The sequence below is a fragment of the Gordonia sp. PP30 genome (genome assembly GCF_023100845.1).
Lineage (GTDB): Bacteria > Actinomycetota > Actinomycetes > Mycobacteriales > Mycobacteriaceae > Gordonia.
The window spans coordinates 3464775-3491448 of the sequence record NZ_CP095864.1 but is presented as its reverse complement, the minus strand read 5'-3'; the positions used below and the strand labels follow the sequence as shown (position 1 = coordinate 3491448).

At 68.8% G+C, this 26674-nt stretch carries 29 protein-coding genes, 1 other RNA gene and 1 pseudogene; 19 read left to right on the top strand and 12 right to left on the bottom strand.

The features are described 5' to 3' along the window. Positions 1-38: 38 nt before the first annotated feature. From MYK68_RS16315 to MYK68_RS16280, 8 genes are all read left to right on the top strand, one after another. On the top strand, positions 39-902 hold the full coding sequence (locus MYK68_RS16315; RefSeq protein WP_247868080.1) for a mechanosensitive ion channel family protein: 864 nt from the start codon (positions 39-41) through the stop codon (positions 900-902). Then, positions 895-1416 (top strand): Rv3103c transmembrane domain-containing protein, encoded by a 522-nt coding sequence (locus MYK68_RS16310; RefSeq protein ID WP_247864809.1) that lies wholly within the window; start codon positions 895-897, stop codon positions 1414-1416. Before MYK68_RS16315 ends, MYK68_RS16310 begins: the two co-directional genes overlap by 8 nt. A 115-nt stretch (positions 1417-1531) precedes the next feature. Continuing rightward, complete coding sequence (gene ftsE, locus MYK68_RS16305) at positions 1532-2218, top strand: cell division ATP-binding protein FtsE (RefSeq protein WP_247864808.1); 687 nt, start codon at positions 1532-1534, stop codon at positions 2216-2218. 9 nt (positions 2219-2227) lie between these two features. Next, positions 2228-3133, top strand: coding sequence for a permease-like cell division protein FtsX (gene ftsX, locus MYK68_RS16300; protein WP_247864807.1), 906 nt, complete (start codon positions 2228-2230; stop codon positions 3131-3133). A 116-nt stretch (positions 3134-3249) separates the two neighbouring features. Then, positions 3250-3723 carry an SsrA-binding protein SmpB gene (gene smpB / locus MYK68_RS16295; RefSeq protein WP_247864806.1) on the top strand — a complete coding sequence of 158 codons (474 nt, stop codon included), beginning with the start codon at positions 3250-3252 and terminating at the stop codon, positions 3721-3723. Further along, entirely contained in the window at positions 3723-4490 is a 768-nt protein-coding gene (locus MYK68_RS16290; RefSeq protein ID WP_247864805.1) for a hypothetical protein, read from the top strand. Before smpB ends, MYK68_RS16290 begins: the two co-directional genes overlap by 1 nt. A 127-nt stretch (positions 4491-4617) precedes the next feature. Next, positions 4618-4991: a transfer-messenger RNA gene (gene ssrA, locus MYK68_RS16285) on the top strand. Between the two features lie 258 nt (positions 4992-5249). Beyond that, the gene (locus MYK68_RS16280) at positions 5250-6110 is read left to right on the top strand and encodes an SDR family NAD(P)-dependent oxidoreductase (RefSeq protein WP_247864804.1); all 861 of its coding nucleotides are present in this window, start codon (positions 5250-5252) and stop codon (positions 6108-6110) included. Between the two features lie 30 nt (positions 6111-6140). Here MYK68_RS16280 and MYK68_RS16275 read toward each other — a convergent pair whose 3' ends face one another. Both MYK68_RS16275 and MYK68_RS16270 read right to left on the bottom strand, forming a co-directional pair. After that, positions 6141-7406, bottom strand: coding sequence for a sulfotransferase family protein (locus MYK68_RS16275; protein ID WP_247864803.1), 1266 nt, complete (start codon positions 7404-7406; stop codon positions 6141-6143). Then, a complete protein-coding gene (locus MYK68_RS16270; RefSeq protein WP_247864802.1) occupies positions 7403-8590 on the bottom strand; it encodes a DUF1214 domain-containing protein in 1188 nt (395 codons plus the stop codon). The genes MYK68_RS16275 and MYK68_RS16270 overlap by 4 nt, the downstream gene beginning before the upstream one ends. A 126-nt stretch (positions 8591-8716) precedes the next feature. Between MYK68_RS16270 and MYK68_RS16265 the strand changes: the two genes are divergently transcribed. Then, positions 8717-9499, top strand: a complete 783-nt coding sequence (locus tag MYK68_RS16265; protein ID WP_247864801.1) for a hypothetical protein — start codon at positions 8717-8719, stop codon at positions 9497-9499. A gap of 12 nt (positions 9500-9511) precedes the next feature. On the opposite strand, the gene MYK68_RS16260 is transcribed toward MYK68_RS16265, so the two are convergent. Beyond that, positions 9512-10756: a neocarzinostatin apoprotein domain-containing protein gene (locus tag MYK68_RS16260; RefSeq protein WP_247864800.1), complete on the bottom strand. Its 1245-nt coding sequence runs from the start codon at positions 10754-10756 to the stop codon at positions 9512-9514. A gap of 459 nt (positions 10757-11215) precedes the next feature. Continuing rightward, on the bottom strand, positions 11216-12862 hold the full coding sequence (locus MYK68_RS16255; protein ID WP_247864799.1) for a long-chain fatty acid--CoA ligase: 1647 nt from the start codon (positions 12860-12862) through the stop codon (positions 11216-11218). A 150-nt stretch (positions 12863-13012) separates the two neighbouring features. Between MYK68_RS16255 and MYK68_RS16250 the strand changes: the two genes are divergently transcribed. Genes MYK68_RS16250 through MYK68_RS16225 form a run of 6 tightly spaced genes read left to right on the top strand, consistent with a single transcriptional unit; the run spans position 13013 to position 17065 of the window. Beyond that, a complete protein-coding gene (locus MYK68_RS16250) occupies positions 13013-13585 on the top strand; it encodes a QsdR family transcriptional regulator (RefSeq protein WP_247864798.1) in 573 nt (190 codons plus the stop codon). Then, complete coding sequence (locus tag MYK68_RS16245) at positions 13585-13890, top strand: phasin family protein (protein WP_247864797.1); 306 nt, start codon at positions 13585-13587, stop codon at positions 13888-13890. Before MYK68_RS16250 ends, MYK68_RS16245 begins: the two co-directional genes overlap by 1 nt. Beyond that, on the top strand, positions 13874-14956 hold the full coding sequence (locus MYK68_RS16240; RefSeq protein WP_247864796.1) for an alpha/beta fold hydrolase: 1083 nt from the start codon (positions 13874-13876) through the stop codon (positions 14954-14956). The genes MYK68_RS16245 and MYK68_RS16240 overlap by 17 nt, the downstream gene beginning before the upstream one ends. Beyond that, positions 14953-15477 carry a GNAT family N-acetyltransferase gene (locus MYK68_RS16235; RefSeq protein WP_247864795.1) on the top strand — a complete coding sequence of 175 codons (525 nt, stop codon included), beginning with the start codon at positions 14953-14955 and terminating at the stop codon, positions 15475-15477. Before MYK68_RS16240 ends, MYK68_RS16235 begins: the two co-directional genes overlap by 4 nt. A gap of 21 nt (positions 15478-15498) precedes the next feature. Beyond that, on the top strand, positions 15499-16263 hold the full coding sequence (locus tag MYK68_RS16230) for an SDR family NAD(P)-dependent oxidoreductase (protein ID WP_247864794.1): 765 nt from the start codon (positions 15499-15501) through the stop codon (positions 16261-16263). A gap of 13 nt (positions 16264-16276) precedes the next feature. Continuing rightward, a complete protein-coding gene (locus tag MYK68_RS16225) occupies positions 16277-17065 on the top strand; it encodes an esterase/lipase family protein (RefSeq protein ID WP_247864793.1) in 789 nt (262 codons plus the stop codon). Positions 17066-17202: 137 nt separating this feature from the next. On the opposite strand, the gene MYK68_RS16220 is transcribed toward MYK68_RS16225, so the two are convergent. The 5 genes from MYK68_RS16220 to MYK68_RS16200 form a co-directional block, all read right to left on the bottom strand. Further along, positions 17203-18972 carry an oleate hydratase gene (locus MYK68_RS16220; RefSeq protein ID WP_247864792.1) on the bottom strand — a complete coding sequence of 590 codons (1770 nt, stop codon included), beginning with the start codon at positions 18970-18972 and terminating at the stop codon, positions 17203-17205. Between the two features lie 60 nt (positions 18973-19032). Next, positions 19033-19893 (bottom strand): 3-hydroxyacyl-CoA dehydrogenase, encoded by an 861-nt coding sequence (locus tag MYK68_RS16215; RefSeq protein WP_247864791.1) that lies wholly within the window; start codon positions 19891-19893, stop codon positions 19033-19035. A gap of 110 nt (positions 19894-20003) precedes the next feature. Continuing rightward, complete coding sequence (locus tag MYK68_RS16210) at positions 20004-20591, bottom strand: alpha/beta hydrolase (RefSeq protein ID WP_247864790.1); 588 nt, start codon at positions 20589-20591, stop codon at positions 20004-20006. 289 nt (positions 20592-20880) lie between these two features. Then, entirely contained in the window at positions 20881-21054 is a 174-nt protein-coding gene (locus MYK68_RS16205; protein WP_247864789.1) for a hypothetical protein, read from the bottom strand. Further along, complete coding sequence (locus tag MYK68_RS16200; protein ID WP_247864788.1) at positions 21035-21355, bottom strand: hypothetical protein; 321 nt, start codon at positions 21353-21355, stop codon at positions 21035-21037. The genes MYK68_RS16205 and MYK68_RS16200 overlap by 20 nt, the downstream gene beginning before the upstream one ends. Positions 21356-21542: 187 nt before the next feature. Between MYK68_RS16200 and pgm the strand changes: the two genes are divergently transcribed. The 3 genes and pseudogenes from pgm (at position 21543) to ygiD (ending at position 24813) form a co-directional block, all read left to right on the top strand. Then, on the top strand, positions 21543-23192 hold the full coding sequence (gene pgm / locus MYK68_RS16195; RefSeq protein WP_247864787.1) for a phosphoglucomutase (alpha-D-glucose-1,6-bisphosphate-dependent): 1650 nt from the start codon (positions 21543-21545) through the stop codon (positions 23190-23192). Positions 23193-23211: 19 nt separating this feature from the next. Then, positions 23212-23961 carry a DsbA family protein gene (locus tag MYK68_RS16190; RefSeq protein WP_247864786.1) on the top strand — a complete coding sequence of 250 codons (750 nt, stop codon included), beginning with the start codon at positions 23212-23214 and terminating at the stop codon, positions 23959-23961. 74 nt (positions 23962-24035) lie between these two features. Next, a pseudogene (gene ygiD, locus MYK68_RS16185) lies at positions 24036-24813 on the top strand (4,5-DOPA-extradiol-dioxygenase). A gap of 13 nt (positions 24814-24826) precedes the next feature. On the opposite strand, the gene MYK68_RS16180 reads toward ygiD, so the two are convergent. The 3 genes from MYK68_RS16180 to MYK68_RS16170 all read right to left on the bottom strand — a co-directional run bounded on the left by MYK68_RS16180 (position 24827) and on the right by MYK68_RS16170 (position 26133). Next, positions 24827-25300 (bottom strand): MarR family winged helix-turn-helix transcriptional regulator, encoded by a 474-nt coding sequence (locus MYK68_RS16180; protein WP_247864785.1) that lies wholly within the window; start codon positions 25298-25300, stop codon positions 24827-24829. A gap of 163 nt (positions 25301-25463) precedes the next feature. Next, positions 25464-25715, bottom strand: a complete 252-nt coding sequence (locus tag MYK68_RS16175; RefSeq protein WP_247864784.1) for an SRPBCC family protein — start codon at positions 25713-25715, stop codon at positions 25464-25466. Between the two features lie 43 nt (positions 25716-25758). Next, positions 25759-26133, bottom strand: coding sequence for a cupin domain-containing protein (locus MYK68_RS16170; protein WP_247864783.1), 375 nt, complete (start codon positions 26131-26133; stop codon positions 25759-25761). Positions 26134-26216: 83 nt separating this feature from the next. Between MYK68_RS16170 and MYK68_RS16165 the strand changes: the two genes are divergently transcribed. After that, positions 26217-26663 carry a MarR family winged helix-turn-helix transcriptional regulator gene (locus tag MYK68_RS16165; RefSeq protein ID WP_247864782.1) on the top strand — a complete coding sequence of 149 codons (447 nt, stop codon included), beginning with the start codon at positions 26217-26219 and terminating at the stop codon, positions 26661-26663. Positions 26664-26674 lie beyond the last annotated feature (11 nt).

The following is a 26674-nucleotide window of genomic DNA, read 5'->3' as shown; positions in this document are numbered from 1 at the left end:
CCACACACCTGAGCACGGCGCTCGGGCTGCCCGAGTGGATGGCCTATCTCGAGGAGCAGCTGGCCACGCGCGGTCTGGCGATCATGCTCTGGATCGTCGGCGGCATCCTGATCGCCCGGTTCCTCCGGTGGATCGCCGACAGGTACGAGGCCCGGGTCGACCGGAAGTTCCATCACTCCGACGCGATCGTGCAGACCGAGGACGCCAAACATCGGCGTGCCCTGGTCGACGTGGTGGTGTGGACGCTGGTCGCCGTCGTCGGCGTGATCGTCTTCTTGCAGGTCATGGAGCTGCTGAACATCAAGACCTCCAGCCTGGTGGGTCCGACCGCGGTGATCGGCGCCGCGCTGGGTTTCGGTGCGCAGCGGGTGGTGCAGGACGTGCTCGCGGGCTTCTTCGTGGTGGCCGAGCACCAGTACGGCTACGGCGACATCGTCCGGCTCACGGTCGGTTCCTCGGCGCTTGCCGAGGGCACGGTCGAGGACGTGACGCTGCGCGCCACCAAGCTCCGCACCAGCGACGGCGAGCTGATCACCGTGCCGAACGGCCAGGTGATCAAGGTGAACAATCTGTCGCGCGAGTGGGCGCGGGCCGTCGTCGACGTCCCCGTCCCGGCCGACGCGGACATCTCCGTGGCCACCGACGTCCTGCGTGACGTGGGTGAGAAGTTCTTCGCCGACCCGGCCTGGCACAAGCTGCTGCTCGACGCCCCCACCCCGCTCGGCGTGACCGACCTGGAACTCGACGCGGTGACCGTGCGCATGGTCGCGCGGACCCTGCCGGGCAAGCAGTTCGAGGTGGGGCGCGCGCTGCGCGTGAAGATCGTGCAGGCGCTCGCCCGCAACGGCATCATCGTCACGGCGACGACCAACGGCCACACGAACGGGGGTGGCGATGAGTGACGGCGGTTCGGCACCGGAGACCGGCGACGACGGGATCGCGACCGCCGCGCCGGGCGAGACCGTCGAGGCCAAGAAGACGGCCGTCGCCGAGGAGGCGCCGCACAAGTGGCGCGACCGCTGGCGGCGGGTCAGCCACATCTACCGGACCCGGGTGCGCACCACCACGGTGCTGCTGGTCGCGGTGTTCATCGGCGGCATGATCCTGTACCTGTTCTCCGCGAGCCACTACGGGACCATCCCTCAGCCCCACCAGCCGCGGCCCGCGGTCACCACGCCGGCCCCGACGACCGAGCCGAGCCGCAGTGTGGAGCCGTCGAGCACGCCGCCGAGCACCAGCAGTTCGGAGCCGTCCGAATCGCCGTCCACCGGCGGACCGGAGACGTCGACGTCGTCCGGGAACTGGCGCGATCTGATCCCGGGCGTGCGTCCCACGACGCCGTCGAGCAGTGCGCCGCCGACGTCGTCGTCACCCGCGCCGCGGGCCGGTGCGACGGAGACGTTGCCTTCCGGCTAGAGCGCGGGGGATGGGGTCTCGGGGCCCGCGAAGTCGAGATCATGCGTCGCCGCGATCGGCACGCCCCGGCGCCGCCTGAGCGGGACTCTCAGGCGGCGTCGTTAGACTCCGTGCTGTGATCAAGCTGTCCGACGTGACGATGCAGTACCCGAAGTCCAGCCGGCCGGCCCTGTCCGACCTCACCCTCGACATCGACCGCGGCGAGTTCGCGTTCCTGATCGGACCGTCCGGGTCGGGCAAATCGACCTTCTTCCGTCTCCTCCTGAAGGAGGACCGGCCGACGGCCGGCGATGTCTGGGTCGGCGACTTCCACGTCAACAAGATCAAGGCGCGCATGGTGCCCAAGCTGCGCCAGTCCATCGGCTGCGTCTTCCAGGACTTCCGGCTGCTCCAGCAGAAGGACGTCGCGGCCAACGTCGCGTTCGCCCTCGAGGTGATCGGCAAGCCGGCGTCGACGATCCGCGAAACCGTGCCCGAGGTGCTGGAGTACGTCGGCCTGTCCGGCAAGGCCGATCGCATGCCGCACGAGCTGTCCGGCGGCGAGATGCAGCGCGTCGCGATCGCCCGCGCCATCGTCAACCGGCCGGCGGTGCTGCTCGCCGACGAGCCGACCGGCAACCTCGATCCGGAGACCTCCGAGGAGATCGTCGAGGTCCTCGACCGCGTCAACCGGCGCGGCACCACGGTGGTGATGGCCACCCACGACCGGCACATCGTCGACTCGATGCGCCGGCGGGTCATGGAATTCGACAACGGACGGCTCGTGCGCAACGACGAGACCGGCGTCTACGGGATCGGCTAGGAGGCGAAGATGCGAGCAGGATTCATTCTGAGTGAGGTCTTCACCGGTTTCCGGCGGAACCTCACGATGACCGTGGCGATGGTGCTCACCACCGCGGTGACCCTCGGCATGCTGGGCGGCGGCCTCCTGGTGATCCAGATGGCCGACAAGAGCCAGAAGATCTTCCTCGACCGCGTCGAGATGCAGTTCTTCATCAACAAGGACGTCAGCGCCCGCGACACCAACTGCACCGAGGACCCGTGTGCGGCGGTGAAGAAGGAGATCGAGGCCGAGCCCGGCGTCGCCTCGGTCACCTATATCAGCAGGCAGCAGTCGTTCGAGGCGGCGAAGAAGTCCTGGGAGCAGGACAACCCGGAGATCGCCGAGCTGATGAGCCCGGACTCGTTCCAGGCGGCGCTGCGCGTCCGCGTCTCCGACCCGAAACAATTCGGTCGGATCCTCGACAAGTTCCGCACGGCGGAGGGCATAGACGGCGTCCTCGACCAGCGCGAACTGGTCAAACGCATCTTCAGCGTGCTCGACGGCGCGCGCAACGCCGCGTTCACCATCGCCGCCGTGCTCGCCGTGGCCGCGATCCTGCTGATCGTGAACACGGTGCAGATCGCGGCGTACACCAGACGCACCGAGGTGTCGATCATGCGGCTGGTCGGTGCCACCCGCTGGTACACCCAGCTGCCGTTCCTGCTGGAAGCGGTGCTCGCCGCGATCGTCGGTGCGCTCCTGGCCATCGGCGGGCTGTTCGCCGCGAAGGTTTTCTTCTTCGACAAAGCGCTCGGCGACCTCTACGGTGTGAACATCCTGGCACGCATCACGACGGCCGACGTCTGGTACGTCTCCCCGTGGTTGCTGCTGACCGGCGTCGTGCTCGCGGGTATCACCGCGTACGGCACGCTGCGGGTCTACGTCCGGGAGTAACGCCGAACCGACGAAGGAGGTTCGGGGTTCGGCCGGAGGCCGTTATCGGAAAGAACAGCCTTCAGTCGTCCATCGTTGCGCATTGCGCAACACTGCGATCAGAGAAGGAGTCTGCGGTGCCCAGGGAGAAGGGCCGGTCGGTGATCGCCACCAACCGGAAGGCGCGGCACAACTACACCATCCTCGACGAGTACGAGACGGGGATCGTGCTGCAGGGCACCGAGGTGAAAGCGTTGCGCGACGGCAAGGCGTCGCTGGTCGACGCGTTCGCGACCGTCGAAGACGGCGAGATCTGGCTGCACGCGCTGCACATCGCCGAATACGGCCACGGGTCGTGGACCAACCACCCGGTGCGCCGCAAGCGCAAGCTGCTGCTGCACCGCGGCGAGATCGACCAGCTGATCGGCAAGCTGCAGGACGGCAACCTCACGCTGGTACCGCTCGACATGCACTTCACCGACGGTTACGCGAAAGTGCAGCTCGCGCTGGCCCGCGGCAAGCAGGCGCACGACAAGCGCCGCGACATCGCCGAACGGACCGCCAAGCGCGAGGTGGAGCGCGAACTCGGCCGGCGCGTCAAGGGCATGTGATGGCCGTGCGGCGCGCGCTCGTGGCGGTGCTCGTCGCGCTGCTCGGCCTGGCCGTACTGACCGGTTGCGGCGAGAAGCCGGCGCGGGAGAATCGCGCCGCACCGCCGCCGCCGCCCGGCTGGCTGATCGCCGTGCCCGACGGCTGCCTGGTCACGTCCGGTGACGTGCGCGCCACCGTCGACGTCCTCGCCGGCCGCAGGCTGGCCCAGGCCGGCTACCGCGACATCTACCTCGCCTGCGACGGCGACCCGCGCCTCATCACCGACGACGACCGCGACTACGTCGCCGACCACGGCATGTCACTCTGGACGGTCCGCACCGACGACGAGCGCGTACGCGACGCCGTCGACGCCGCCCAGCCGCAGACCGGCCTGCGGACCGCGCTGACCCGGGCGGTGATGTCCGGCCACCCGCTCACCGTCTCCGGGGACGCCTCGGCGACTCTGCCCGAGGAGAACCTGCCGCTGCTCATCAACCCGGCGATGCTGGCCGTCGCCCGCGATCAGCGCCCGGCGGCCGGTGCCCGTGTCGCCGGCGACCCGGGCGTCTTCTCCCGCGCGATCGGGACCACCGGGCTGCTGGTCTCGCTGACCAACACCGGTGATGAGCCGGTCGTGCGCTCGGTGGCGATCGCCGACCTGAATCTGGCGGGCGACGACTCCGTTCCGGCCACCGACCTGTGGACCGGCGACCGGTACCGCTCGGCCGCCGGGCGCCTCTCGGTGGAGCTGGCCCCCGGCGATTCGGCGCTGCTCCAGATCGGCTGATCTCGACTTCGCTCGATCGTCGCGGACTCTGCTCGATCATCGTGGGGAACCACCCGCTGAATATCGGGATGAATTCTCGGGGCGATCGCGTTACCATAGGTAGTCCGTCAAAGCGGCGGGCTACCTCGGGGCTGATCGGTTTCGACTACGTGCATCGAGGTAGGGGAAGCGTGTCGGTGCAGGCTAGAGACCACCGTAAGCGTCGCAGCAACCAATTAAGCGCCGATACCAATCAGCGCGACTACGCTCTCGCTGCCTGATCAGCGAGGCTAGTCTGTCGGCCCGGATCTCTGTTCCCGGATCCGGATGCCGGCATCAGCTAGGGAACTCACCGTCGTTCGCCGGTCGCGGGCGGGGACGGGACATCCAACAGCGACTGGGATCGTCATCCCGGCTTGTTCGTGAGACCGGGAGATCCAAGTAGAGACGGAGCGGACTGCACACGGAGAAGCCCTACCGAAGTGACGGAGGACCCGGGTTCAATTCCCGGCAGCTCCACCGAAGGACCGGCCCCTCACCCACTCGGGTGAGGGGCCGTTTCCGTCCCGCGAACGGGCAGAACCGTCGATACTGGGTGGGTCGGCCCCGGAAAGCGACAGTCGGTCGGAATCCGCGACAACCGCCCGAAAAGCGACGCCCGCGGGTGTCGCGTCTCGCCCGAGTGTCGCGGCCGGCGGCCGAGTGTCGCGAAGCGGCGGGCCCGCGGCGCGCCGGATCGGAAAACGGGCGGGCGGGTGGAGGAGTGGAGGGGAGACGACCATGAACCTGAGCGAACTGCGGGGACAGCGGGCGATCGTGACCGGGGCGACGCACGGGATCGGGATGGCCACCGCGCGGGCACTCGCAGGGGCCGGGGTCCGGGTGACGCTCGCCGTGCGCGACGCCGAGCTCGGACGGCAGCGGGCCGCGGAGTTCGGGGGCGACTGCATCGTCGAGCACCTCGACCTCGCCGATCTCGACTCGGTGCGCGACTTCGCCGGGCGGATCGACGGCGACGTCGACCACCTGATCAACAACGCCGGAATGTTCCCGCACCGGCACGACCACACCGCCGACGGCTTCGAGATCGCGATCGGCACCAACTTCCTCGGCCCGTTCGCGCTCACCACACTGCTGCTCCCGCAGGTCACCCGGACGATCGTGTGCGTGGCATCCGACGCACACAAGGCGGCCACCCTCGACCCCGGCGACCTCGACCTCGACCGGGCCCGCTGGAATCCGGCCCGCGCGTACGGGCGATCGAAGCTCGCGGTGATGCTGTTCGGGCTGGAACTGGACCGGCGCCTGCGGGCGGCCGGGTCGCCGGTGCGGGCGATGCTCACGACCCCCGGCTGGGTGGCCACCAACATCTCCAGCAAACCCGGCTTCGGCTGGGCCCATCGCGCGGTGCGCGGCACGGCCGGACTCCTCGCGAACGACGAGGACGCGGGCGCCGCGACCACCCTCTACTGCCTCGCCGAGCCGATCCCGCCCGGCAGCTACGTCGGGGTCGACGGGTTGTGGACGCTGCGCGGCGAGCCGGTGCTCCTCGGCCGGTCGCGCACGGCGTGCGACTACGCGCTGGCCGGGCGGCTGTGGGCTCGGGCGGAGGAGTTGACGGGGGTGTCGTCCGGGCTCTGAGCCTCCGGGTTCGAGCGGTTTGGCTTCGACTCACCCCTCGCCCTGCGGGGCGCGGGGCGGCTCGGCCGGCGGATCGGCGGTCGTGGGGAAGTACGACCGGTAGCGTGCGTACGCCCGCGACACCTCGTCCTCGGTGAGGCCGAACTCCGCCAGCGAATACCGGTGCACGCCGTGCGCGTGTTGGGCGTGCGACTCCCGGTGCTCGGCCATCTCGGAGCGCACCTCGTCGGTCAGCGGGAAGCCCGCGGCGTCGTAGATCCGCGCGACCTGGGCCATCGGGTCGGCGACGAGGTCGTCGTACCGCACATCGAGGAACACCTCGGGCCGCCGCTCGCGGACGTCGAGCGCCCGGTTCACCATGTCGACGTTCCGGGCGAGCCAGTGCCGCGCCACCGCCTCGGCGTCGACCTCGTCGGAGAACATCGAATGTCCGTGGGCCAGCATCGACGAGAACGACGCCGTGGTGCGCACCGGGTCGCGATGCGTCTGCACGATCACCGCGTCCGGGAACACGTCGAGCAGCACGTCGAGATGTTCCAGATGCGCGGGGGTCTTGAGCACCCAGCGCGGCCGGTGGTCCTGCCGGGCGAGTACCTGGAGCAGCAGCTTCAGGTACTCGTATGACGCGTGCATGTCCTGCCCGGCGAGCCACCGCGCGTACGACGGCACGCGCAGCATGGCTTCGGGGACCTGCGAGAGCAGCGAATACTCCTGCAGTAGGACGTCCTCCTCGGGACCGTCGGCCTCCACCGCGTGGATCGCGAAGAACCGCGGATTAAGGTACCGCAGCGCCCATTCGGCGGCGCGGGTCTGCGCGATCCGCAGCCGCGGCCGGCCCGGCTTCTCGCGTTTGCCGGGCAGCAGATGCACCACCTCCCACGACTGCACGGTGCGCACGTCCGGATCGGCGGCGATCAGCCGGTGCAGCATCGTCGTGCCGCTGCGCTGCAGCCCGGCGATCACGATCGGTGGTTCGATCGGGGTCTCGGTGATCTCCGGATGGGCGGCCACCAGCGCGGCCACCCGGAGTCTGGTGGTGAGCAACCCGTGCAGCCGGGCCCGGATCACCAGCGAACCGAAGAAGCTCAGGTGCGCCTCGTCGATGATCGACGAGGTCAGCACGTCGAGCGCCTCATCGACGGCGGGGTCGTCGGGCCAGGGCAGGCCGGTCGCCGCGGTGGCTCGTCGCCGCAGCGCGTCCGCGCCGAGGTCGACGGTCACGCCGCGTCGTGCCAGCAGCCGCCCCGCCGCGTTGAGAGCGGCGATCGGACGGCGCTGGAACGGCTGGAAGGTCACGGCAGACCGGGCACGTCGGCCACCGGCACCACCCGGGTGCGCGGCTGCGGATGCGAGGCGGCCTTGATCCACCGGAAACTCATGGCGCCGCACTCGTGCCCGGTGGTCTCGATCCAGTTGGGCACTCCCGGATCGGTGTGGGCGACGACGATCCGTACGCTCCCGTCGGCCCGGTACTCCGCGGTGTGCTTGTTGACGTGGATCCGGTGGTACCGGTAGTCGAGCGATTCCAGCCAGTGATTGTCGAGCTGGAAGTTCCAGCCCTCGCAGTCGGGCACCTGCGCGTCGATCACCAGGGCTTCGTCCGGCGCCAGCCGCCAGTAGGAGTGGTAGTAGACGATGTTCGGATCGCCGCCGGCCTTCAGCGAACGGTCCGGGTCGAACATCGGCAGTTCGTTGGCGTGCCCGGCGAACTCCTTCGCCCACTTCGCGAAGAGCATCGAAGCCCCGGCGACCAGCAGGCTCGCCTTGCCGAGACCGGCGTCGACCTGCGTGCACGTCAGCGGCGCCGGTGCCTGCGCGCCGTCGAGCAGTTCGATGGACAGCTCGGCCGGCACCTCCGTGGTGCGGTCGGCGAAGGTCTGCCGCACGATCAGCAACCCGGTCTCCGGCGTCATCGGCAGCCAGTTTCCGGGATGCTCGCGGGCGCTGACGACCAGCTCGAACCGGCCGTCGTCGCCGATCTCCAGTTCGGTGGCCTCGACGTAGCCGGTGGTCGGCATCTGGCCGCCCTGGCCGTAGTCGCCCGCCTGCGTGCCGAAACCGAGGTAGTCGACGGTGCCGCGGGTCCCGGTGATCAGGTACTCCAGCCCGCCGTCGATCGAGGCGTTCATGTAGTAGTTGTCGGGGTTGTCCGAGCCCATCTTCGCGGTCTCGTGCACCATCCGCCGCAGGACCGGCGCCCGGACGTCGCCGTATTCGACGAACGCCTCCAGCCCGGCGCGCGTGAGCCGGCTCAGATAGCGGTAGCCCTCGGCCTGGGTGAGGGGATCGGCCGGGGTGCCGGGGAAGACGATCGCGGCGCCCGCCGCCTTCAGGGTGTCGCAGAACTCGTCCCACGACGTCCCGCTGACCACCCGCTGCTCGGCGACGCTCTCCGGGGTCTGGCCGCGCAGCCGCAGCCAGGTCAGCCGGGCTTTCTTGAATCCGCCGAGCGCACCCGTCGCCAGCGTCCGTCCGTTCATGGTCGGTCCTTCATCGTCGAGCATGTCCTGCGATCGAGTGTGTCAGAACGCGGGCATTCCGGGACGCGATGACTACCATCGACGCGAACGTCTCGCATCGATCGACACGACAGGGGGGCGACGGCGATGACCGACGCGCAGCAGAACGGCCCGCACGAACAGTCCGAGGGGGAGACGCAGGCACCGCCGTCGGTGGAGCCGCCCATTCCGTCGCAGCAGGTCTACGCCCCGCCCGGCTACGCCCCGCCCGGTCACGCCCCGCAGGGCTATGCACCCCAGGGCTCCGCGCCCGCGTCGCAGACGTATCCGCAAGCCGGAACTCCGGCCCCGTACCCGGCGTACGCACCCCAGTTCGCACCGATGAAGCGGCCGAAGCTCAACACCGGTCTGACGCGTATCCTCGGCGGTCTCACGATCGTCGCCTGGCTGCTGGTCATCGCATTCGGGTTCCTGAACTTCACCCTGATCACGCCGCACGCGAGCGGGGTGGCGTCCACGGCCGACGGCTGGGGCCGGTGGACGCACCAGGGACCGGCGCTCGAACTCTACGACGGCGCCTCGGCGTCGCTGCTGATGGTCGCCATCATCCCGGTCATCCTGCTGGTGCCGACGCTGCTCGGCGCCGTGTTCATCCTGTGCAATGTGGGGCGGCGCGCGTTCTTCATCGTGAACGCCGTCTTCGCGGCTCTCGCCACCGCCGCGATCGGCTACTTCGTGGCGCGGCCCGACGACACCACCCTGGTGTCCGACACCCGATCGAACGACTACATCATGTCGCACTACGACTTCGCGACCGGCGCGGGCGGCTACCTGATCCTGGTGACCTGCATCCTGGTGATCATCATGTCGATCACCGGCGCGGTGCTGGCCCGTACCGGCCCGTGGCAGCCGGCCGCCGCCACCGGATAGACGCGGAACGGATCAGTCGCGCGCGAACCAGCCGACGACGCCGAAGATCACCAGCGTGACGGCGATGAGGATTCCGATCAGGACCCAGTTCCAGGTCGGCCCGGAATCGGCGGGGTTCGCCGGCAGCGGCTGGATCTGCACCGTGGGAACCGCGAGCTTCTCCGGCGTCACCGTGCCACTGTCCTCGGCCGGATTGAACAGGGCGTTGGTGCCGACGGTGAACCCGATCTCGGTCACATTGCCCGAGCGCTCGTTGGTGAAGTGCACGCGGTAGGAACCCAGGCCCTGGTCGAAGTCGGACATCAGCAGCACCGTGGCGTTGCCGTGCTCATCGGCCACCACGAACGGCTGCGCGCTCAGCCCGTCGGGGCCGTCCACCTTGATCAGGTAGCGGTCCAGCGGCTGCGCGCCGGTGATGTCGATCTTGGCGGTCTCCGACTGCAGGATCTGCGGCCGGTCGACGGCCAGCATCGTCGTGTCCGAGGGATCGAACGCGATCGGTGCCCACGCGTCGTTGCGCTGCGCGACGGCGGCGGGATCGGCCGGGTAGGCGGCGATGAAGCAGGGCACCTTGAGGCAGTTGACGTCGTGGATCTTCGGATAGACCTTGAGGGTCGTGGTGAACCGGCCGCGCGCATCCGGCGTCACCGTGACCGGGTCGGCGTGCAGCACGGGCCGTCCGGCGATCGGCCGGGCGACGGTCTGCGCCACCTGCAGTGCGCGGCCCTTGGCGAACCCGCTGCCGGCGACCGTGACCTGGGTGCCCGCGCGCAGATCGGTGTGCGGGGTGACGACCAGCGTGGGAGCGGTGCCGGTGCGGAAGGAGATCGGCGTCGACCGGATCTGGCTGCGGTCGGCGCCGCGGGCCCGAGCCGGGATGGTCGTGACGAAGCAGCGGGTCTTGCCGCAGTCGATCCGCGCGAAGCTGCGGCGCACCGAGAGCGTGGTCGAGAATCCGCCCTGGGCGTCGGTGGTCACCCGCGTGCGGCCGGAGTGGGCGACCGGGATACCCGTGTTGGGCAGCGCGATGGTCTCCATGACCAGCAGCGGAGTGTTCTTCGCGAAGCCGCGGCCGGACACCGTCACGGTGTCGGTGGCGTTCAGGTCGGTCGACGGTGTCACGGTCAGCGCGGCGCCCGCGGCGGGCTCGGCGGCGACCGGACCGGGCCCGGCGGCGACGGTCAGCACGCCCAGCAAGAACGCCACCAGCACGAGGGACAACCGCCGAACGAGCCCAGGGGTGGACTGCGGACGCATACTTCTGTCTCCTCGCGGCAAGAGTTCTCCTGATCGAGGTAAGCATAGGCAAGGTCGCGGCGAATCATCCTCTTCGGGCCGGGATCTGTCCCGGTATGCAGCAAACATGGCCCGAATCCGTCGCTACGTGAAAAGGCCCCGATCGCCGGACGGCGGTCGGGGCCTCTTCTGGCAACCGGCTACTTGGTGCCGGAGAAGACGTGAAGGAGCGTCTCGAGAACCTGCGGGTTGTCCTGGATCAGAGCCCAGAGTTGCTGGTCAAACATGGAGATCAGTTCCTCTCGTTCATCTGTTTGTACGACTACGAATCTAGCGGCGCCGGGCGGCCGCCGCAGGGATACAGATCACATCCGGTCCGGACATCCGGTGTTCGCTTCCGGTGCTGCGGGCCTGTGACCAGCGCAAACCCCCAGTCCGGCGGCCGGTCTGGGGGTTTGCTGAGAATGCCGTCGCCGAGTGTCAGAGTTCGAGACCGTTGATCACCTCGTACAGTCCGTCGGCGTACGCCTGGCGGACCTTCTTCTTGTCGAACTTGCCGACCGACGTCTTCGGGACCTCCTCGCCGAACGACCACCGCTCGGGCACCTGCCAGCGCGGCACCCGCTCCTCGAGCCATGCGCGCATCGTGGGCACGTCGAGCGTCGAGCCCTCGGTGGTGACGGCCAGCACGAACGGCCGCTCATCCCACTTCGGGTCGGGCACGCCGATCACGGTGCACTCGAGGATCTCCGGGTGGCCGGCGATCACGTTCTCCAGGTCGACCGAGGAGATCCACTCGCCGCCGGTCTTGATGATGTCCTTGGTGCGGTCGACGATCGTCATGTACCCCTGCGGGCTGATGGTGGACACGTCACCGGTGCGCAGCCAGCCGTCGTGGAACTTCGACGGATCGGACACGTTCCCCTCGGGCGAATAGTACGAGCCGGTGATCCACGGGCCGGACACCTCCAGCTCGCCGCTGGTCACCCCGTCGTTCGGCAGCACATTGCCGTCCGAGTCGACGATGCGGGCGGCCACCGCGGCCGGGAAGCGGCCCTGGGTGATCCGGAACGGGAAGGCCTCTTCCGGGTCGGTGACGTCGGCCGGCGGATGGGCGACCGAGCCCAGCGGGGAGGTCTCGGTCATGCCCCACGCATGGACGATCGGGGCGTTGAACTCGTCGAACTTGCGCACCATCGACGGGGGGACGGCCGAGCCGCCGACGGTGACGCTGCGCAGGTGCGAGATGTCCTGCGGATGGGATTCGAGCAGCGCGGCGACGCCGGACCAGATCGTGGGCACGGCCGCGGCCATCGTCGGCCGGGCCTCCTTCATCATCGCCAGCAGCGGCTCGGGCTGCAGGAAGCGGTCCGGATGGAGCAGGCTGGCGCCGGCCATCATCGCCGCGTACGGCATGCCCCAGCTCATCGCGTGGAACATCGGCACGATCACCAGCGCGAGGTCGGAGTTCGCCAGTGCCATGCCTGCGGTGGAGATCACCTGGAACGAATGCAGATAGATCGAGCGGTGCGAGTAGACGACGCCCTTGGGGTCGCCGGTGGTGCCGGAGGTGTAGCACATGGCCGCAGCGGCGTGCTCGTCCAGCTCGGGCCAGTCGTACTCGGTCGATTCGCCCTCGAGCAGGTCGTCCCAGGCGCGCACGGTGACGCCCTCGGGCGCGCTGAACGCGTCGGCGGGGCCGTTCACGACGACGACGTCGGTCACCGACGGCACCTGCGGAACATAGTTCTGCAGGAGCGGGGCCACGCTGGCATCGACGAAGACCACCTTGTCCTCGGCGTGGTTCATGATGAACACCGCCTGCTCGGGTGAGAGCCGCAGGTTGAGCGTGTGCAGGACGGCGCCCATCGAGGGGATGGCGGCGTAGAGGGCCTGGTGCTCGTTGTTGTTCCACATGAACGTGGCGACCCGGTCGCCGATACCGATGCCGAGTTTCGCCAGTGCGTTCGCCACCTGCGCGGCGTTGTCGCCGATCTCGCTGAACGACTCGGTGCGCAGTCCCGATCCGGTCCACGTGCTGACGGTGGCCTCCGGGAAGAACTTGCGGCTGTGCTCCAGCAGGCTGGAGATCGTCAGCGCGCCTTCCTGCATCGTCGACTGGATCATGTGTGCGGACTCCTTCGTTGGGTGAGGCCCTCGGCAATCGGGCCATCTCAGTGAGCTAACTCACGGTATCCGTTACCGTGGTGAGGGCGGAGCGGACTGCAACAAAATCGCCGAATGTCGCAGACGCCGGGACGGTGAGACGAGGGGCGCGTGACCAAAGTGCAGTCTCCCGATGTGGTGGTCCTGGCGCGCCGCGCCTTTCTCGAGTCGGGCCGGATCGACATGAGTGCTCTCGCGACGGCGGCCGGCATCAACCGCAGCACCTTGTACCGTCGCTACAAGGATCGCGACCGGCTGCTCGGCGAGGTGATCTGGACGATGGCCGCCGCCGCGCTGGACGACGCGTTCGCGCGCGCCACCGGTCCCGGCGGTGCGCGCATCGCCGACGCGATGGGGCGGTTCGCGACGAGTTCGGTGCGTTCGGCGCCGTTCATGGACTTCCTGTGCCGCGAGCCGGACCGGGCGCTCCGCGTGGTCACCAGGCGTGCCGGCGGCGTCGCGGGCCGGATCGTCGACCGCATCGAAGGCGAGGTGACGGCCGAGGTGGAGGCCGGGCGGCTGGCCGTCGTGCTGCCGCCGCACGACACCGCGTACGTGCTGCTGCGCATCACCGAGTCGTTCGTGTACGCCGACGCGCTCGCCGGGGAGAGTCCCGATCCCGCCGAGGTCCGGCAGGCGTGCGCCGCCCTGCTGGGTGTTCACGAAGGTCTGAGGAGGAGCTGATGGTCTCGCTGTGCGGGCTGTACGACACGATCGAGAAACGGGCCACCCCGGTGATCGAGGACGTGGTCCACTCGGACAGGTTCAGCGACGTCGCCACCACGGCGATGAAGCTGCGCAATCGGGCGGGCCGAGCCTTCGAGCACGTCGCCGCCGACGTGCTGCACACGGTGAATCTGCCCGCGGGCAGCGATGTGCGCCGGTTGCGGCGCCAGATCGGTGAACTGGACTACGAGATTCGTCGCCTGCGTCTGGAACTGGCGGAGCGCGCCACCGAGAAGGACGCCGGCGATGGCACTGATTCCTGACCCGCGCGGCATCGTCGACCGGGTTCGGCAGGAGGTGGAGCGCAACGCCCTGCGGGCCCGCAACGGGATCAAGATGGCCGTCGGCGCATCCGAGCCGCCGACCGGGGTGACGCCGCGCGACCCGGTCTGGCGCAACGGGCGGGCCACGCTGTACCGCTACCGGAACGACGACGTGACCCACGGCCCGCCGTTGCTCATCGTGTTCTCGCTGTTCAGCCGCGCGTACATCCTGGACCTGACGCCCGGCAACAGCTTCATCGAACATCTCCTCAAGGCGGGATTCGACATCTACCTGATCGACTGGGGCGAGGCCGACGAGCGCGACGCCCGCAACGGCCTCGAGTACTACGTCGACGGCGTCATCCCGGCCGCGATCCGTGAGGTGTGCCGCCGCTCGCACTCCGGTGAGGTCAATATCCTCGGCTACTGCTTCGGCGGGGATCTGACCCTGATGCACGGCGCGCACCATCCCGACGCACCGATCCGCAGCCACACCGTGGTCGCCTGTCCCGTCGACTTCGACCGGATGCCGCTGCGCGACGCGTTCGGCGGCGGCACCGCCGCCGACGTGGACGAGATGCTCGGCGACGACGGCAACATCCCGGCGAACGTCGTCTTCAGCGCCTTCCGGAGTCTCAAACCCGTGGCCGAGGTGACCGGCTACGTCGACCTGCTGGAGAAGCTGTGGAGTGACGACTACGTCGCCGCGTACCAGGCGATGAACGGCTGGGCGACCGATCACGTGCCCCTCGCGGGCGCCACCGCGCGGCAGTTGCTGGGCCTGATGGGCGACAACGCGCTGATGCGCGGGAACGTGGTGCTCGGCGGCGACCGGATCGACCTGAAGGACGTCACCGTCCCCTTCCTGGCGGTGCTCGGCGAGAAGGACCACATCGTGCCGCTGGACGCGGCGCGGCCGGTGCTCGACCTGATCGGTTCCGAGCAGAAGACCGAGCTGTGCCTGCGCGGTGGGCACATCGGGCTGGTCGTCGGCCGGACCGCCGCCAAGACGACCATCCCCACGATCATCGAGTTCCTGAAGAAGCAGAGCGAGGCGCTGGTATGACCATCCGGAAGTTGACCGACACCGACGGCGAGGCACTGCGGACGCTGTGGGGGAGCCTGTCCGAACGCGACCGCACCCTGATCCGCGAAGACCTGACCGATCCGGGCCTCTTCGATCAGTTGCTGGCCGGCTCGGACTACCGGTGGGCCTGCGAGGACGACGGCCGGCTGCTCGGCTACGCGACCGTGCACCGGTTGCCCGGCTGGTCGAACCACGTCGGTGAGCTCCGCCTCGTCGTCTCCGCCGACGCGCGCGGCCGCGGGTACGGCGCCGAACTGGCCAAGGAGGCGATGCGCTCGGCGTTCAGCGACGGCGTGACCAAGATCGTCATCGAACTGCCGACCGACGCCGAGGGGGCGGTGGCGCTGTTCAGCCGGCTCGGCTTCACCGGCGAGGCACTGCTGCGCGATCACCTGAAGACGCGCGACGGCGACACCCACGACCTGCTGGTGCTGGCGCATCACGTCGAAGACGGCATGAACACCATGGCCTACACCGGCATCGCCGATGAACTGGTCTGAGCGACGAAACGAGGAAGAAGCATGACAGTTCTGGACAAGTTCCGGCTCGACGGCAAGGTGGCGCTGGTGACCGGTGCGTCCAGCGGCCTGGGCGTGGGCTTCGCGAAGGCGCTCGCCGAGGCCGGCGCCGACGTGGTGCTGGCCGCGCGCCGCACCGACCGGCTCGCCGAGACCGCCGACGCGGTGCGGGCGCTGGGCCGCAGGGCGCTGCCGGTCGGCTGCGACGTGTCGGACCCGGCCGCGTGCACGGCCGCGGTCGAGGCCGCGATCGCCGAATTCGGGAAGGTCGACATCCTGGTGAACAACGCCGGGATCGCCAGCTCGGTGCCGGCCACCCGGGAGGATCCGGCGGAGTTCCGCCAGGTGATCGACGTGAACCTGAACGGCACCTTCTACATGGCGCAGGCCTGTGCGCGCGTGATGCAGCCGGGGTCGTCGATCGTGAACCTCGCCAGCATCCTCGGCATCACCAGCGTCCTGATGCCGCAGGCGGCCTACAGCGCGAGCAAGGCCGCGGTGATCGGCCTGACCCGCGACCTGGCGCAGCAGTGGACGCCGCGCAAGGGCATCCGGGTCAACGCCCTCGCCCCCGGCTATTTCGATTCGGAGATGACCGCGGAGTTCGACGAGGGCGTGCTGGAACGCTACGTGATGCCGCGCACCCTGTTCGGGCGCCTCGGAGGTGCGGGCGAGCTCGACCCGGCGCTGCTGTTCCTGGCCAGCGATGCGAGCAGCTACCTCACCGGGGTCACGCTGCCGATCGACGGCGGCATGCTGGTCAGCTGAGAAAGGACCGATCATGACCACGACGGTGTCCAAGCTGTCCGGCAGCAACGTCAAATCGCCGAGACTCCTGATGTGGGCGTCCGACGGCCCGCGCGCGACCATGGAGTTCGCGACCTACCTGTCCACCTGGCCGGCGATGCTGGCCGCCCCGGTGAGCGACGACCTGCAGCCGATTCTGGTGCTGCCCGGGCTGGGTACCGCCGACGTCAACACCGTGCCGCTGCGCCAGACCCTGCGCCGCCTCGGCTATCCGACCTACGGGTGGAGGCTCGGCGTCAACATCGGGCCGAGCGCCAAGATCACCGCGGGCATGCGTGACCGGCTCGCCGAGGTCTACGAGCGCCACCAGGCCCCGGTGTCGGTGATCGGGTGGAGCCTCGGCGGCATCTATGCCCGCCAACTGGCCCGGGAGACACCGGAGATGATCCGGCAGGTGATCACCCTCGGCAGCCCGATCAAACTGGAGCGCCACAGCCAGAGCAACGCCCGGCACCTGTACAACCTGCTGCGCCGCTTCCACGTCACCGATCTGCAGTTGCCGCTGGAGGCCGATGCGCCGCCGCTGCCGATGCCGTCGACCGCGTTCTACAGCCGGACCGACGGCATCGTCGCCTGGCAGGCGTGCCGGGACAACCCGGGACCGATGGCCGAGAACATCGAGGTGCTGTGCAGTCACTTCGGGTTCGGGCACAATCTGCCGACGGTGTGGGCGATCGCCGATCGTCTGGCGCTGCCCGCGGCCGAGTCGCCCGCGCCGTTCCGCCCGCCGCGCTGGATGCGGTACGCCTATCCGGGACGCTGACGCCCTGGCCGTCGCCCGTCCGGCGCACCACGCCGGGACCGCCGGGACACGATTCGCCGAACACCGCCTCGCAGCGCATTCGACGACGGCCGCGTCCCCCGGCGGGAGTGACGCGGCCGTCGTCGTACGGCCGGAGCCTACGGTTCGGCGATCAGGTTGTAGTCGGTGATCAGCTTGCCGACCTCGTTGTCCTGGAACTTCGCGTACACCCGCTCGCGCAGGAAGTGCGGACCGGGCAGTTCCACCTCGGCGCCGTCGCGCAGGCGCGAGGTGGCGTTGAGGAGCTGGCGGACATCGTAGGTCGATCCGTAGACCTCCGGGACCGCGCGCTCGATGTCGAGGAGGGTGTAGACCGCTTCCATCGGCGTGCGCACCGAGTACTCGGTGGTGAAGATGCAGTCGCGCGTCGGGCTCTCGGAGAACTGGCCGATGAAGGCGAAGTTCACCGAGCCGGCCGGCACCACGTCGGGCCGGTCACCGGACTGGCGCGGCATGAAGAACGCGGTGACGTACGGCATCATGCACGGGACGGCCTTCGCGCCGGTCGCCGCGAGCTCGTCGATCTGATCGGTGGGGACACCCATCTGGTACAGCCATTCGCGGGTGATCTCCTCGCCGGTGCATTCGGCCATTGTCTTGTCGACGTAGTCGCCCTTCTTGTCGGGGAACAGGCCGTAGACCCAGACGACGATCTGGTCTTTCGGTTGCTGCTTGAAGTGCGGCTGCCGGTTCACCGTCCAGCTCATCAGCCAGCTGGAGTCCTTGGCGGTCACGATGCCGCCGGTCACCACCTTGCCGCTGAAGGGATCGCGCTTGCAGATCTTGCGGATGTACTCCGGGATCCGGGTGTCGAGCGTGGTCACCGTGCACGACTCCCACTTGGTGGCGTCGATGTCGCCGCCGAAGACGTTCGGACGACCGAATGCCGGATCCTTCGCGGCGATCCGCCGCCACAGATCCCATGCCGGCGCCGGCCCGCGGTTGAGGGTGGCCGGGGTCCGGTGATCGCCCTCGTCGGAGTTCTCGGTGAGCGAGCCGATCGTCATGAACAGCAGATCATTCGCCGAGAGCTCGGTCGTACCGTCCTCACCCTTGCTGGTCCAGTGGATCCGCGTGGCCTGTTTGCGGGTGCCGTCGACGTCGAAGTCGACATCGGTCACCGTCGTGGAGAAGCGGAACACGACCCCCTGATCCAGGAGCCACTTGTAGAGCGGCAGCACCAGCGACTCGTACTGGTTGTACTTGGTGAACTTGAGCGACGACAGGTCCGGCAGACCCTTGATGTGGTGGATGAAGCGATGCAGGTACAGCTTCATCTCCAGCGCGCTATGCCACTCCTCGAAGGCGAACATGGTGCGCCAGTACAGCCAGAAGTTGCTCGCCAGGAACTCCTTGGAGAAGAAGTCGCTGATCTTCACGTTCGCCAGTTCCTCGCGGGTGGCGAGGAACATGCGGACCAGATCCTTCTGCGAGGCGTCGTCCATGTCGAACTTGCCGTCGGTGTGCGCGTCCTGGCCCTGCTTCTCGGTCACGCGGCACAGAGAGAAGTTCGGGTCGTCCTTGTTGAGCCAGTAGAATTCGTCGAGCACGCTGGCACCGTCGATCTCCAGCGACGGAACGGAGCGGAAGAGGTCCCAGAGACACTCGAAATGGTTCTCCATTTCGCGGCCGCCGCGGATCACGAAGCCCTTCTCGGGCTCCTTGATACCGTCCAGGGCGCCGCCCGGTAGGTCGAGTTCCTCGAAAACGGTGATCCTGTCGCCGGACATCTGGCCGTCCCGGATCAGGAACGCGGCGCCGGAAAGCGACGCCAGTCCGGATCCGACGAACCAGGCCGTCTTGTCGTCTACTCCGGCCGGCTTGCGCGGTCGGGCGAACGCCTCGTAGTTGCCTGCGTCGTGGTGCATAGATGCCCTCTGCTTTTTTCGGTACTGCGGTGGGCGCTGATCGTCCCGATGGGTGGTTGCCTACTTCGAGGAGTAGTCGTAGAACCCGCGCCCCGAAGCGAGCCCCAGGTAGCCCTTGTCGATGTAGTTGGCTTTCATCCACGCGGCGAGCTTCTGCTGCTCGGCATCGCCGGACATCATGATGTTGTACGGCGTGTTGAGGCCGATGATGTCGTAGATCTGGAACGGTCCGAGCGGAGCGCCGGTCGCGATGCGCCAGACCTCGTCGACGGACTTGGGATCGGCGTAGTCGCCGGCGGCCAGCTCGGCGGCGGCGCTGAGGAAGGGCACCAGCAGTGAATTGAGGACGTAGCCGGCCTTCTCCTTGTGCATCGGGATCGGCACCATGCCGATCTCGGTGGCGCACTCGACCGCGGTGTCGAAGGTCTCCTTGCTGGTCTTCTCGGTACCCATGATTTCGCAGGTGTTGAACTGCCAGACCCGGTTGGCGAAGTGCATCGCCAAGAAGCGGTCCTCGCGGCCGGTGGACGGCGCGATGTCGCTGGGCAGCAAGGTGGAGGAGTTGGTGGCGAAGACGGTCTTGGCGGGTGCCACCTCGTTCAGCTTCGTGAAGGTCTCGTCCTTGATCTTGAGCACCTCGGGTACGGCCTCGATCACCAGGTCGGCATCGCCGGCCGCGGTGGCTAGGTCGGCGGTGAAAGTGAGGCGCCCGAGGGCCGCGTCGACCGATTCCTGGGTGGCGCCGGAGACTTCGGCGAGGTACGTCTTGGCCAGATCGCGGGCCCGATCCTTCGCTTTGGCGAGGATCTCGTCGTTGAGGTCGTAGGCGGTGACGGTCTTGCCCTTGTATGCGGACTGGAAGGCGATCTGCAAGCCGAGAACGCCGGTGCCGAGGACGGTGAGGTTGGTGATTGTCGACATGTGGTCCACGCTATCGGCGGGACGGCGGCGGCGCTAGGCGACGGGCGACTCCCGCTACCGATACCGTGACGCTGGCCCAGAATGGGGTCTATCGAACTACTCGCGGAAGGTCACTCGTCCCGCATGGCGCGCGCGACGAAGCGAAGCGCCTCGCCCTGCCACAGCCCGATGTGATCGAGCATGGCGTGGCCGCCGTTCGGCACCGAGATGAAGCGCGCGTCCAGCCCGCGCGCGGCGAGCTCGGCGATGCCCTTCTCGGTGCGCCGAGGCCGGGTCAGGGTGTCGTTCTCGCCGTGGATCGCGAGCACCCGCGCGCCGTCGTGGATCTGCCGCCAGTCCGCGTACTGCCACCAGGGGGCGAGCGCCAGAATGTCGGTGACCTGTTCGTCGGCGCCGAGCTGCGCGACGATCCGGCCGCCCATCGAATGCCCGATCAGGGCGATCGGGGTGTCCGGGTACGTGCGCTTGAGCCGGTCCAGCGCGTTGCGCGCATACGGCATCGGGCTGGCCTGTCCACCGTTCCAGCCGTACACCCGGTAGGTGGCCTGATGGACCCGGACCGACCGGGGGAACCGGGCCTGGATCGACAGGCTGAACGGGTACATCCGCATCGACGGATGCTGGGTGCGGGAGAACGGCTGGTAGCTGAAATCGGTGCCGCCCGGCAAAACGAGGACGGCGAGCTTGGGGGAGGCCATTCCTGCACCCTATTACCCGGCTCGGTTCGCCGGTCGGCGGAGTCGGGGGTCGCACCATGTCTGGCGATCCCGCACCATACCGGTCTCCCTTCGACCGCGGGTCGTCGCTCCGCTCCGCCACGCTCGGGATCGCCGAGTCGAGGCCACCCGCTCACCCCGTGCCGAACGCCGGTTGTGGCCGGGCGTCGCGCAGAACATCGGCCGTCTCGGGGCCGCGGACGGCGATCTTCCCTCGGCGGTGCTGAGGCGGCCGGTCTTCTGAGGATCTTCTCGGCTCGCGGGACTGCCGCTACGCGGGCAGTCGGCCCTCGGCGACGTCCAGCACCCACTGCTCCACTTCGCGGCCCTGCTTCTTCCGGACGGTGACGAGGAGTTTGGCCGCGGCTCGGCGTGCGCCCGGGCTGTTCCCGCGCAGGTCCCATTCCGAATCTGCGCGCTGACGCTTACTCGCTTCGAGATCCATTGCCGCTCCTCGGAATGCTTTGAACGAACGCTTCAACTATATCGACCTCACTAGCAGTGATCAGCGATGATCGAGTCAGCGAATCCAGGGTTTCGAACCCGGCCTGTTGGTGCGCCGGATCGTCGGACAACGCCAGTTCTACGGCCCACTGCCACCGTTTCCACCATTCGGCGCGGGCCTGCTGCTCGGCGCGTTCCCGGCGATCGTGGTGCTCGGATCGCTGACGTTGCCAGAGCGTCGCGATGACGCCGAAGCCGGCGGTCAGACCGACGACCAGAGTCACCCACTGTTGCGCACCCATCGTCCACCCCCTCTGGTATCTCGACTACGACTCACAGCGTCGTCGATGCGCGCGGCGGCGACAGGTGCCGGGAGCGAGCCTGTGGACAACGCCGTTCATCCACAAGAGGGCCGGGGTGGGACCCCGCGTTCGCGGACCATGTCTGAGGCGCTGAGCAATCGGCGAGACAGTGGCAGAATCGGCAGGTATGGCGCACCCGCGGGCCGGCACACCGGCGCTCGAAGAAGACCTGATCGACGTCGATGCCGTGCGGCGCGCGTATTACGACCTGGCGCCGGACCCGGCGAACCCGGACCAGCGCGTGGTCTTCGGAACCTCGGGCCACCGGGGGAGCAGCGTGAACGCGGCGTTCAACGAGAACCACGTGCTCGCGATGACCCAGGCGATCGTCGACTACCGCAACGCCGAGGGGATCGACGGCCCGGTGTTCATCGGGTTCGACACGCATCTTCTCTCGATCCCGGCGTGGCGCAGCGCGCTGGAGGTCCTCGTCGGGAACGACATCGCCGTGTTCACCGCCACCGGCGACGCGTTCACCCCGACCCCGGCGGTGAGCCGGGCCATTCTGGCGTTCAACACCACCCTCGACTCCGTCGAGTCCGGCCGCGCGGACGGCATCGTCGTGACGCCGTCGCACAACCCGCCCGCCGACGGCGGTTTCAAATACAACCCGCCGAGCGGAGGGCCGGCCGACGGGTCCATCACCTCGGTGATCGCCGCGCGCGCCAACGAACTCCTGGAGGCCGGGCTCGACGGCGTCCGCCGCGTCCCGTTCGAGGAGGCGCGCCGCAGCCCGCTGGTCACCGACTACTCGTTCATCGACACCTATGTCGCGGCGCTGCGCGACGTGGTCGACATGGACGCGATCAAGGCGGCCGGATTCCGGATCGGTGCGGACCCGCTCGGCGGCGCGTCGGTCGCCTACTGGGGGGCGATCAAGGACTACTACGGGCTCGACGGGATGACCGTCGTCAACCCGGACACCGACCCGGCGTTCAGCTTCATGACGCTCGACACCGATGGCAAGATCCGGATGGACTGCAGTTCCGCGAGTGCGATGGCGTCGCTGATCGCGCAGCGGGCGTCGTACGACATCGCGACCGGCAACGACGCCGACGCCGACCGCCACGGCATCGTGACCGCCGACGCCGGTCTGATGAACCCGAATCACTATCTGGCCGTCGCCATCGACTACCTGTTCACGCACCGGCCGGGCTGGGCGGAGAACACGGCGGTCGGGAAGACGCTGGTGTCGTCGTCGCTGATCGACCGGGTGGTCGCCGGGATCGGGCGCGATCTGATCGAGGTGCCGGTCGGTTTCAAGTACTTCGTCGACGGCCTGGCGGACGGGACCATCGGCTTCGGCGGCGAGGAGAGCGCGGGGGCGTCGTTCCTGACGTTCGACGGCCGGCCGTGGTCGACGGACAAGGACGGGATCCTGCTGGATCTGCTCGCCTCGGAGATCCTCGCGGTGACCGGGAAGACGCCCTCGCAGCGGTACGCCGAACTCGCCGAGCGCTACGGATCGAGCGCGTACGCGCGGATCGACGCCCCGGCGAACCGGGAACAGAAGGCCCGGCTCGCGGCGCTGTCGCCGGAACAGGTCGAGGCCACCGAACTGGCGGGGGAACCGATCACCGCGATCCTCACCGAGGCGCCCGGCAACGGCGCGGCGATCGGCGGGCTGAAGGTGACCACGGAGAACGCCTGGTTCGCGGCGCGGCCGTCGGGCACCGAGGACGTGTACAAGATCTACGCGGAGAGCTTCCTCGGCGCCGAGCATCTCGCGCAGGTGCAGGCCGAAGCGCAGCGGCTGGTCGACTCGGTACTCGGGTAGCACCGCTACAGTCGGACACGTGAGTAAGAAGCCGTCGCCGACCGGACAGACCGCACGTCACGAACCGAGAGCGACCTCCAGTCGTTCGACGTACGTCCTGGTCGGCGCCGGTGTGCTGGTGATCGTGCTGATCGTCGCCGGGGTGCTGTGGCGGGCCAACAAGAAGTGGCCGCCGGTCGATGAGAAGGTGCTGGCGCAGAACGCGTCGTTCATCGTGGGCGATCGGAACGCGCCGACCACGGTCGACGTCTTCGAGGACTTCGGCTGCACGCATTGCAAGACGTTCGAGTCGACGTCCGGTCCGGCGCTCGCCGCCGCGGCGGCGGCGGGCAGTCTGCGCGTGCGCTACCACCTGCTGATGATCCGGGACTCCGGGTCAGGCGGGTACTCGTCGCGCGGGGCGGGCGCGGTCCTGTGCGTCGCCCGGCACGGCTCGGCCGGCGGCGGCGATTCGGCGGAGGTCTTCACCCGGCTGCACGCCGACCTGTTCGCCAAGGCGGACGGCGAGTCGGGCAAGGGGCCCGACAACGCGCAGATCGCCGACCTCGCGGCGCAGGCCGGTGCCAACGAGGCGACGCGCACCTGCATCGCCGACGGTGCTCTCATCGGTGAGGCGAAGGCCATGGCGAAGACCTCCACCACACAGTTGGAGAACTCCAACAAGGGAGTCGTCGCGACGCCCACGGTCCTGGTCGCGGGCGAGCCGGTCGACATCGACGACGGCGGCCGATGGGTGCAGAAGCTGGTCACCGGAGGACCGTCGAGCTAGATCCGGCGTACCGTCGTTTCCGTCACCGAAGTGAAGGAGGTCCGATGACCACGGTGCAGCCCGACGCCGCGCTCATGCCCGCCGCGTTCCTCGGTCACGGTAGCCCGATGAACGCGATCGAGCACAATCGCTACACGGAGGCGTGGTCGGCGTTCGGCCGGTCGATCCCGACCCCGCGCGCGATCCTGGTGATCTCGGCGCACTGGTACATCAACGCGTCCGCGGTGACCGCGATGCGGCTCCCGCGGACCATCCACGACTTCTACGGCTTTCCCCGAGAGCTGTTCGACGTCGACTATCCTGCGCCCGGCGCACCCGACGTCGCCGAGGCGGTCGCCGACATCGTCAAACCCACCTGGGTCGGCCTTGACGTGGACAGCTGGGGGAATCGACCACGGCACCTGGTCGGTGCTGCGCCATGTGTTTCCGGACGCGTCGATCCCGGTGGTCCAGCTGTCGCTCAACGCCTTCGAGGGCCTGGACTACCACCTGGAACTCGGTCGCCGGCTGGCACCGCTCCGCGAGCAGGGCGTGCTGATCATCGGCAGCGGCAACATCGTGCATAACCTGCGGGCGCTCGACTTCTCCCAGCCGGACGGTGGTTTCGCCTGGGCCCGGCGCTTCGACGACGCGGCCGCCGAACTGCTCGGCGACCGGTCGTCCGAGATTCTCACCCTCGACGCGCACCCGGACTTCGCGAGCGCGGTGCCGACCCCCGACCATTTCCTGCCGTTGCTCTACATCGCCGGCCTCGCGAACGGCCGCCCGCTGGACCAGCTGATCGAGGGGTACAACGCCGGATCGCTGTCCATGACGTCGTACACCCTCGGAATGAACGGCTCCGCGGCCTGACCGGGGCGGTCCGCTATCCGGGTCGGGGGCTCTCCGCGTCGAGCGTGATCAGTGAGCGGGTGAAGCCCGGCGCGGCGTCACCGAGCACCGCGAAGTAGCGGCGATCCGCATCCTCGACGGCTGCGTTGGCCCGATTCACCAGGCGGATGCCCTCCGCGGTGATGGTGAGAGTGCGGGCCCTGCGGTCGGCCGGATGCGCGTGGCGCTCGATGAGACCTTTGCCCTCCAGCGCGCGAAGGACCTGAGAGGTCATCATGTGGTCGGTCCCGGCGTGCTCGGCGAGATCGCGTTGCGTGACGGTCGCGGTGTCCTCCATCGAGGCGAGTACCGCGAGGAGCACGAACTGCACGTGGGTGAGATCGAACGGCGCCAGTGCGTGGCGGATCGTGCGCTGCCACGAGTTCGTGACCCGCCACAGCATCAGCCCCGTGCTGGTCTGCGGATCGGGGTACGCGGTGTCGAGGGCCCCGCGGCGATCGTGCGTCATGCCGCATCCAGATGAGTGAGCAGCCCGGTCACGTTCGACTGTGCCGAGTCGCGCAGGCTCCTGCCGAGGAGCCGCTTCCACAGCGGAGCGAGTGGTCCCTCGACACCCACGACGACCTCGACGTCCGTGCCCCGCGCTGCCGGGTAGGCCCGGTGCTCGAAGATCAGTCTCGCGCCCGGCAGTGCGGAGGCCGTCGTGAACAGGCGGCCGGTTCGTACGCCGTCACGGTGAATCTCGCGGCCGGACCGGATACCGGACGTAGGCGCCCGGACGCGCCGAGGTGCGCCTGACCGGTGAAGGTCACCTCGCGGACCGCGATGTCCCACTGCGGCCAGCTCTCCGGGTCGGCCCATCGAGCGAACACCGCCTCCGGCGAGTGGGAGGTGTGGGAGGTGCAGGCGTCGAGGATGATCATTCATTTAATATGCGCGCTTACTATTCCCCGGGCAAAGTTCTTACTATTGAGCCCAGGGCGGCGCGATCCGCGCGCCGTCGTGGGCCATCTGCGCTTGCATGCCGCGCGTGGTGGTGGCCCAGAGGCTCGCCGGCTGATCGGTGGCGTTGCTGATGCGGAAGCGTGTTCCCGGCGGGACCAGGACCGCGTCGCCGGCCCGGGCGGTGAAGCGGTCGTCGTCGATCTCGACCTCGAGCGATCCGGACAGGATGTGCAGCACCTCTTCCTCGGTCATCGAGTGGGCCGCGCCGTCGGAATGCGGCGGGAAGTCGGCGCGCCAGGCGGCCAATCGGGTGGCGCCGGTCGTGCCGTTCGCGAAGGCGCGGAAGGTCACGCCGTGCAGGTCGTAGGTGGCGCGGGGGTCGGTCAGGTGTGGCATGGCGGTCTCCCTCGAGAATTGTGGTCAACTAGGTTGACTATAGATCGACAACTAGATTGACCACAAGGGTTAGGCTGGCGGTCGTGGACGACGTCGCGATGCCCTTCCTGCTCCTCTCCGCCTTCCGCGGCATGGTCGACGCCGTGCACGCGCGCCTCGACGACGCCGGGTTCTCGGGCGTGCGGGCGACGCACGGCTTCGCGATGCAGGCGCTCGGCGACGGCTGCAGCAGCGTCGAGCTGGGGGAGCGGCTCGGAGTGTCGAAACAGGCGGCGGCGAAGACGGCGGCGGGGCTGGAGGAGCTGGGGTTCCTCGCGCGTGAGCCCCATCCGGTCGACGGGCGTGTCCGGGTTCTGGTGCCGACGGCTCGCGGGCGGGAGATGCTGCGGCTGTCGGGTGAGGCGTTCGCCGCGGAGGTCGGTCGTTGGCGGGCCGCGGCGGGCGACGACGCGGTGGACACGACGCTGCGCGCCCTCGCCGTCACCCCGTGGGGTCCACGGGGTGCGAGCGACTTCGGCGGCTGGCTCTGACCGCCGGCTGC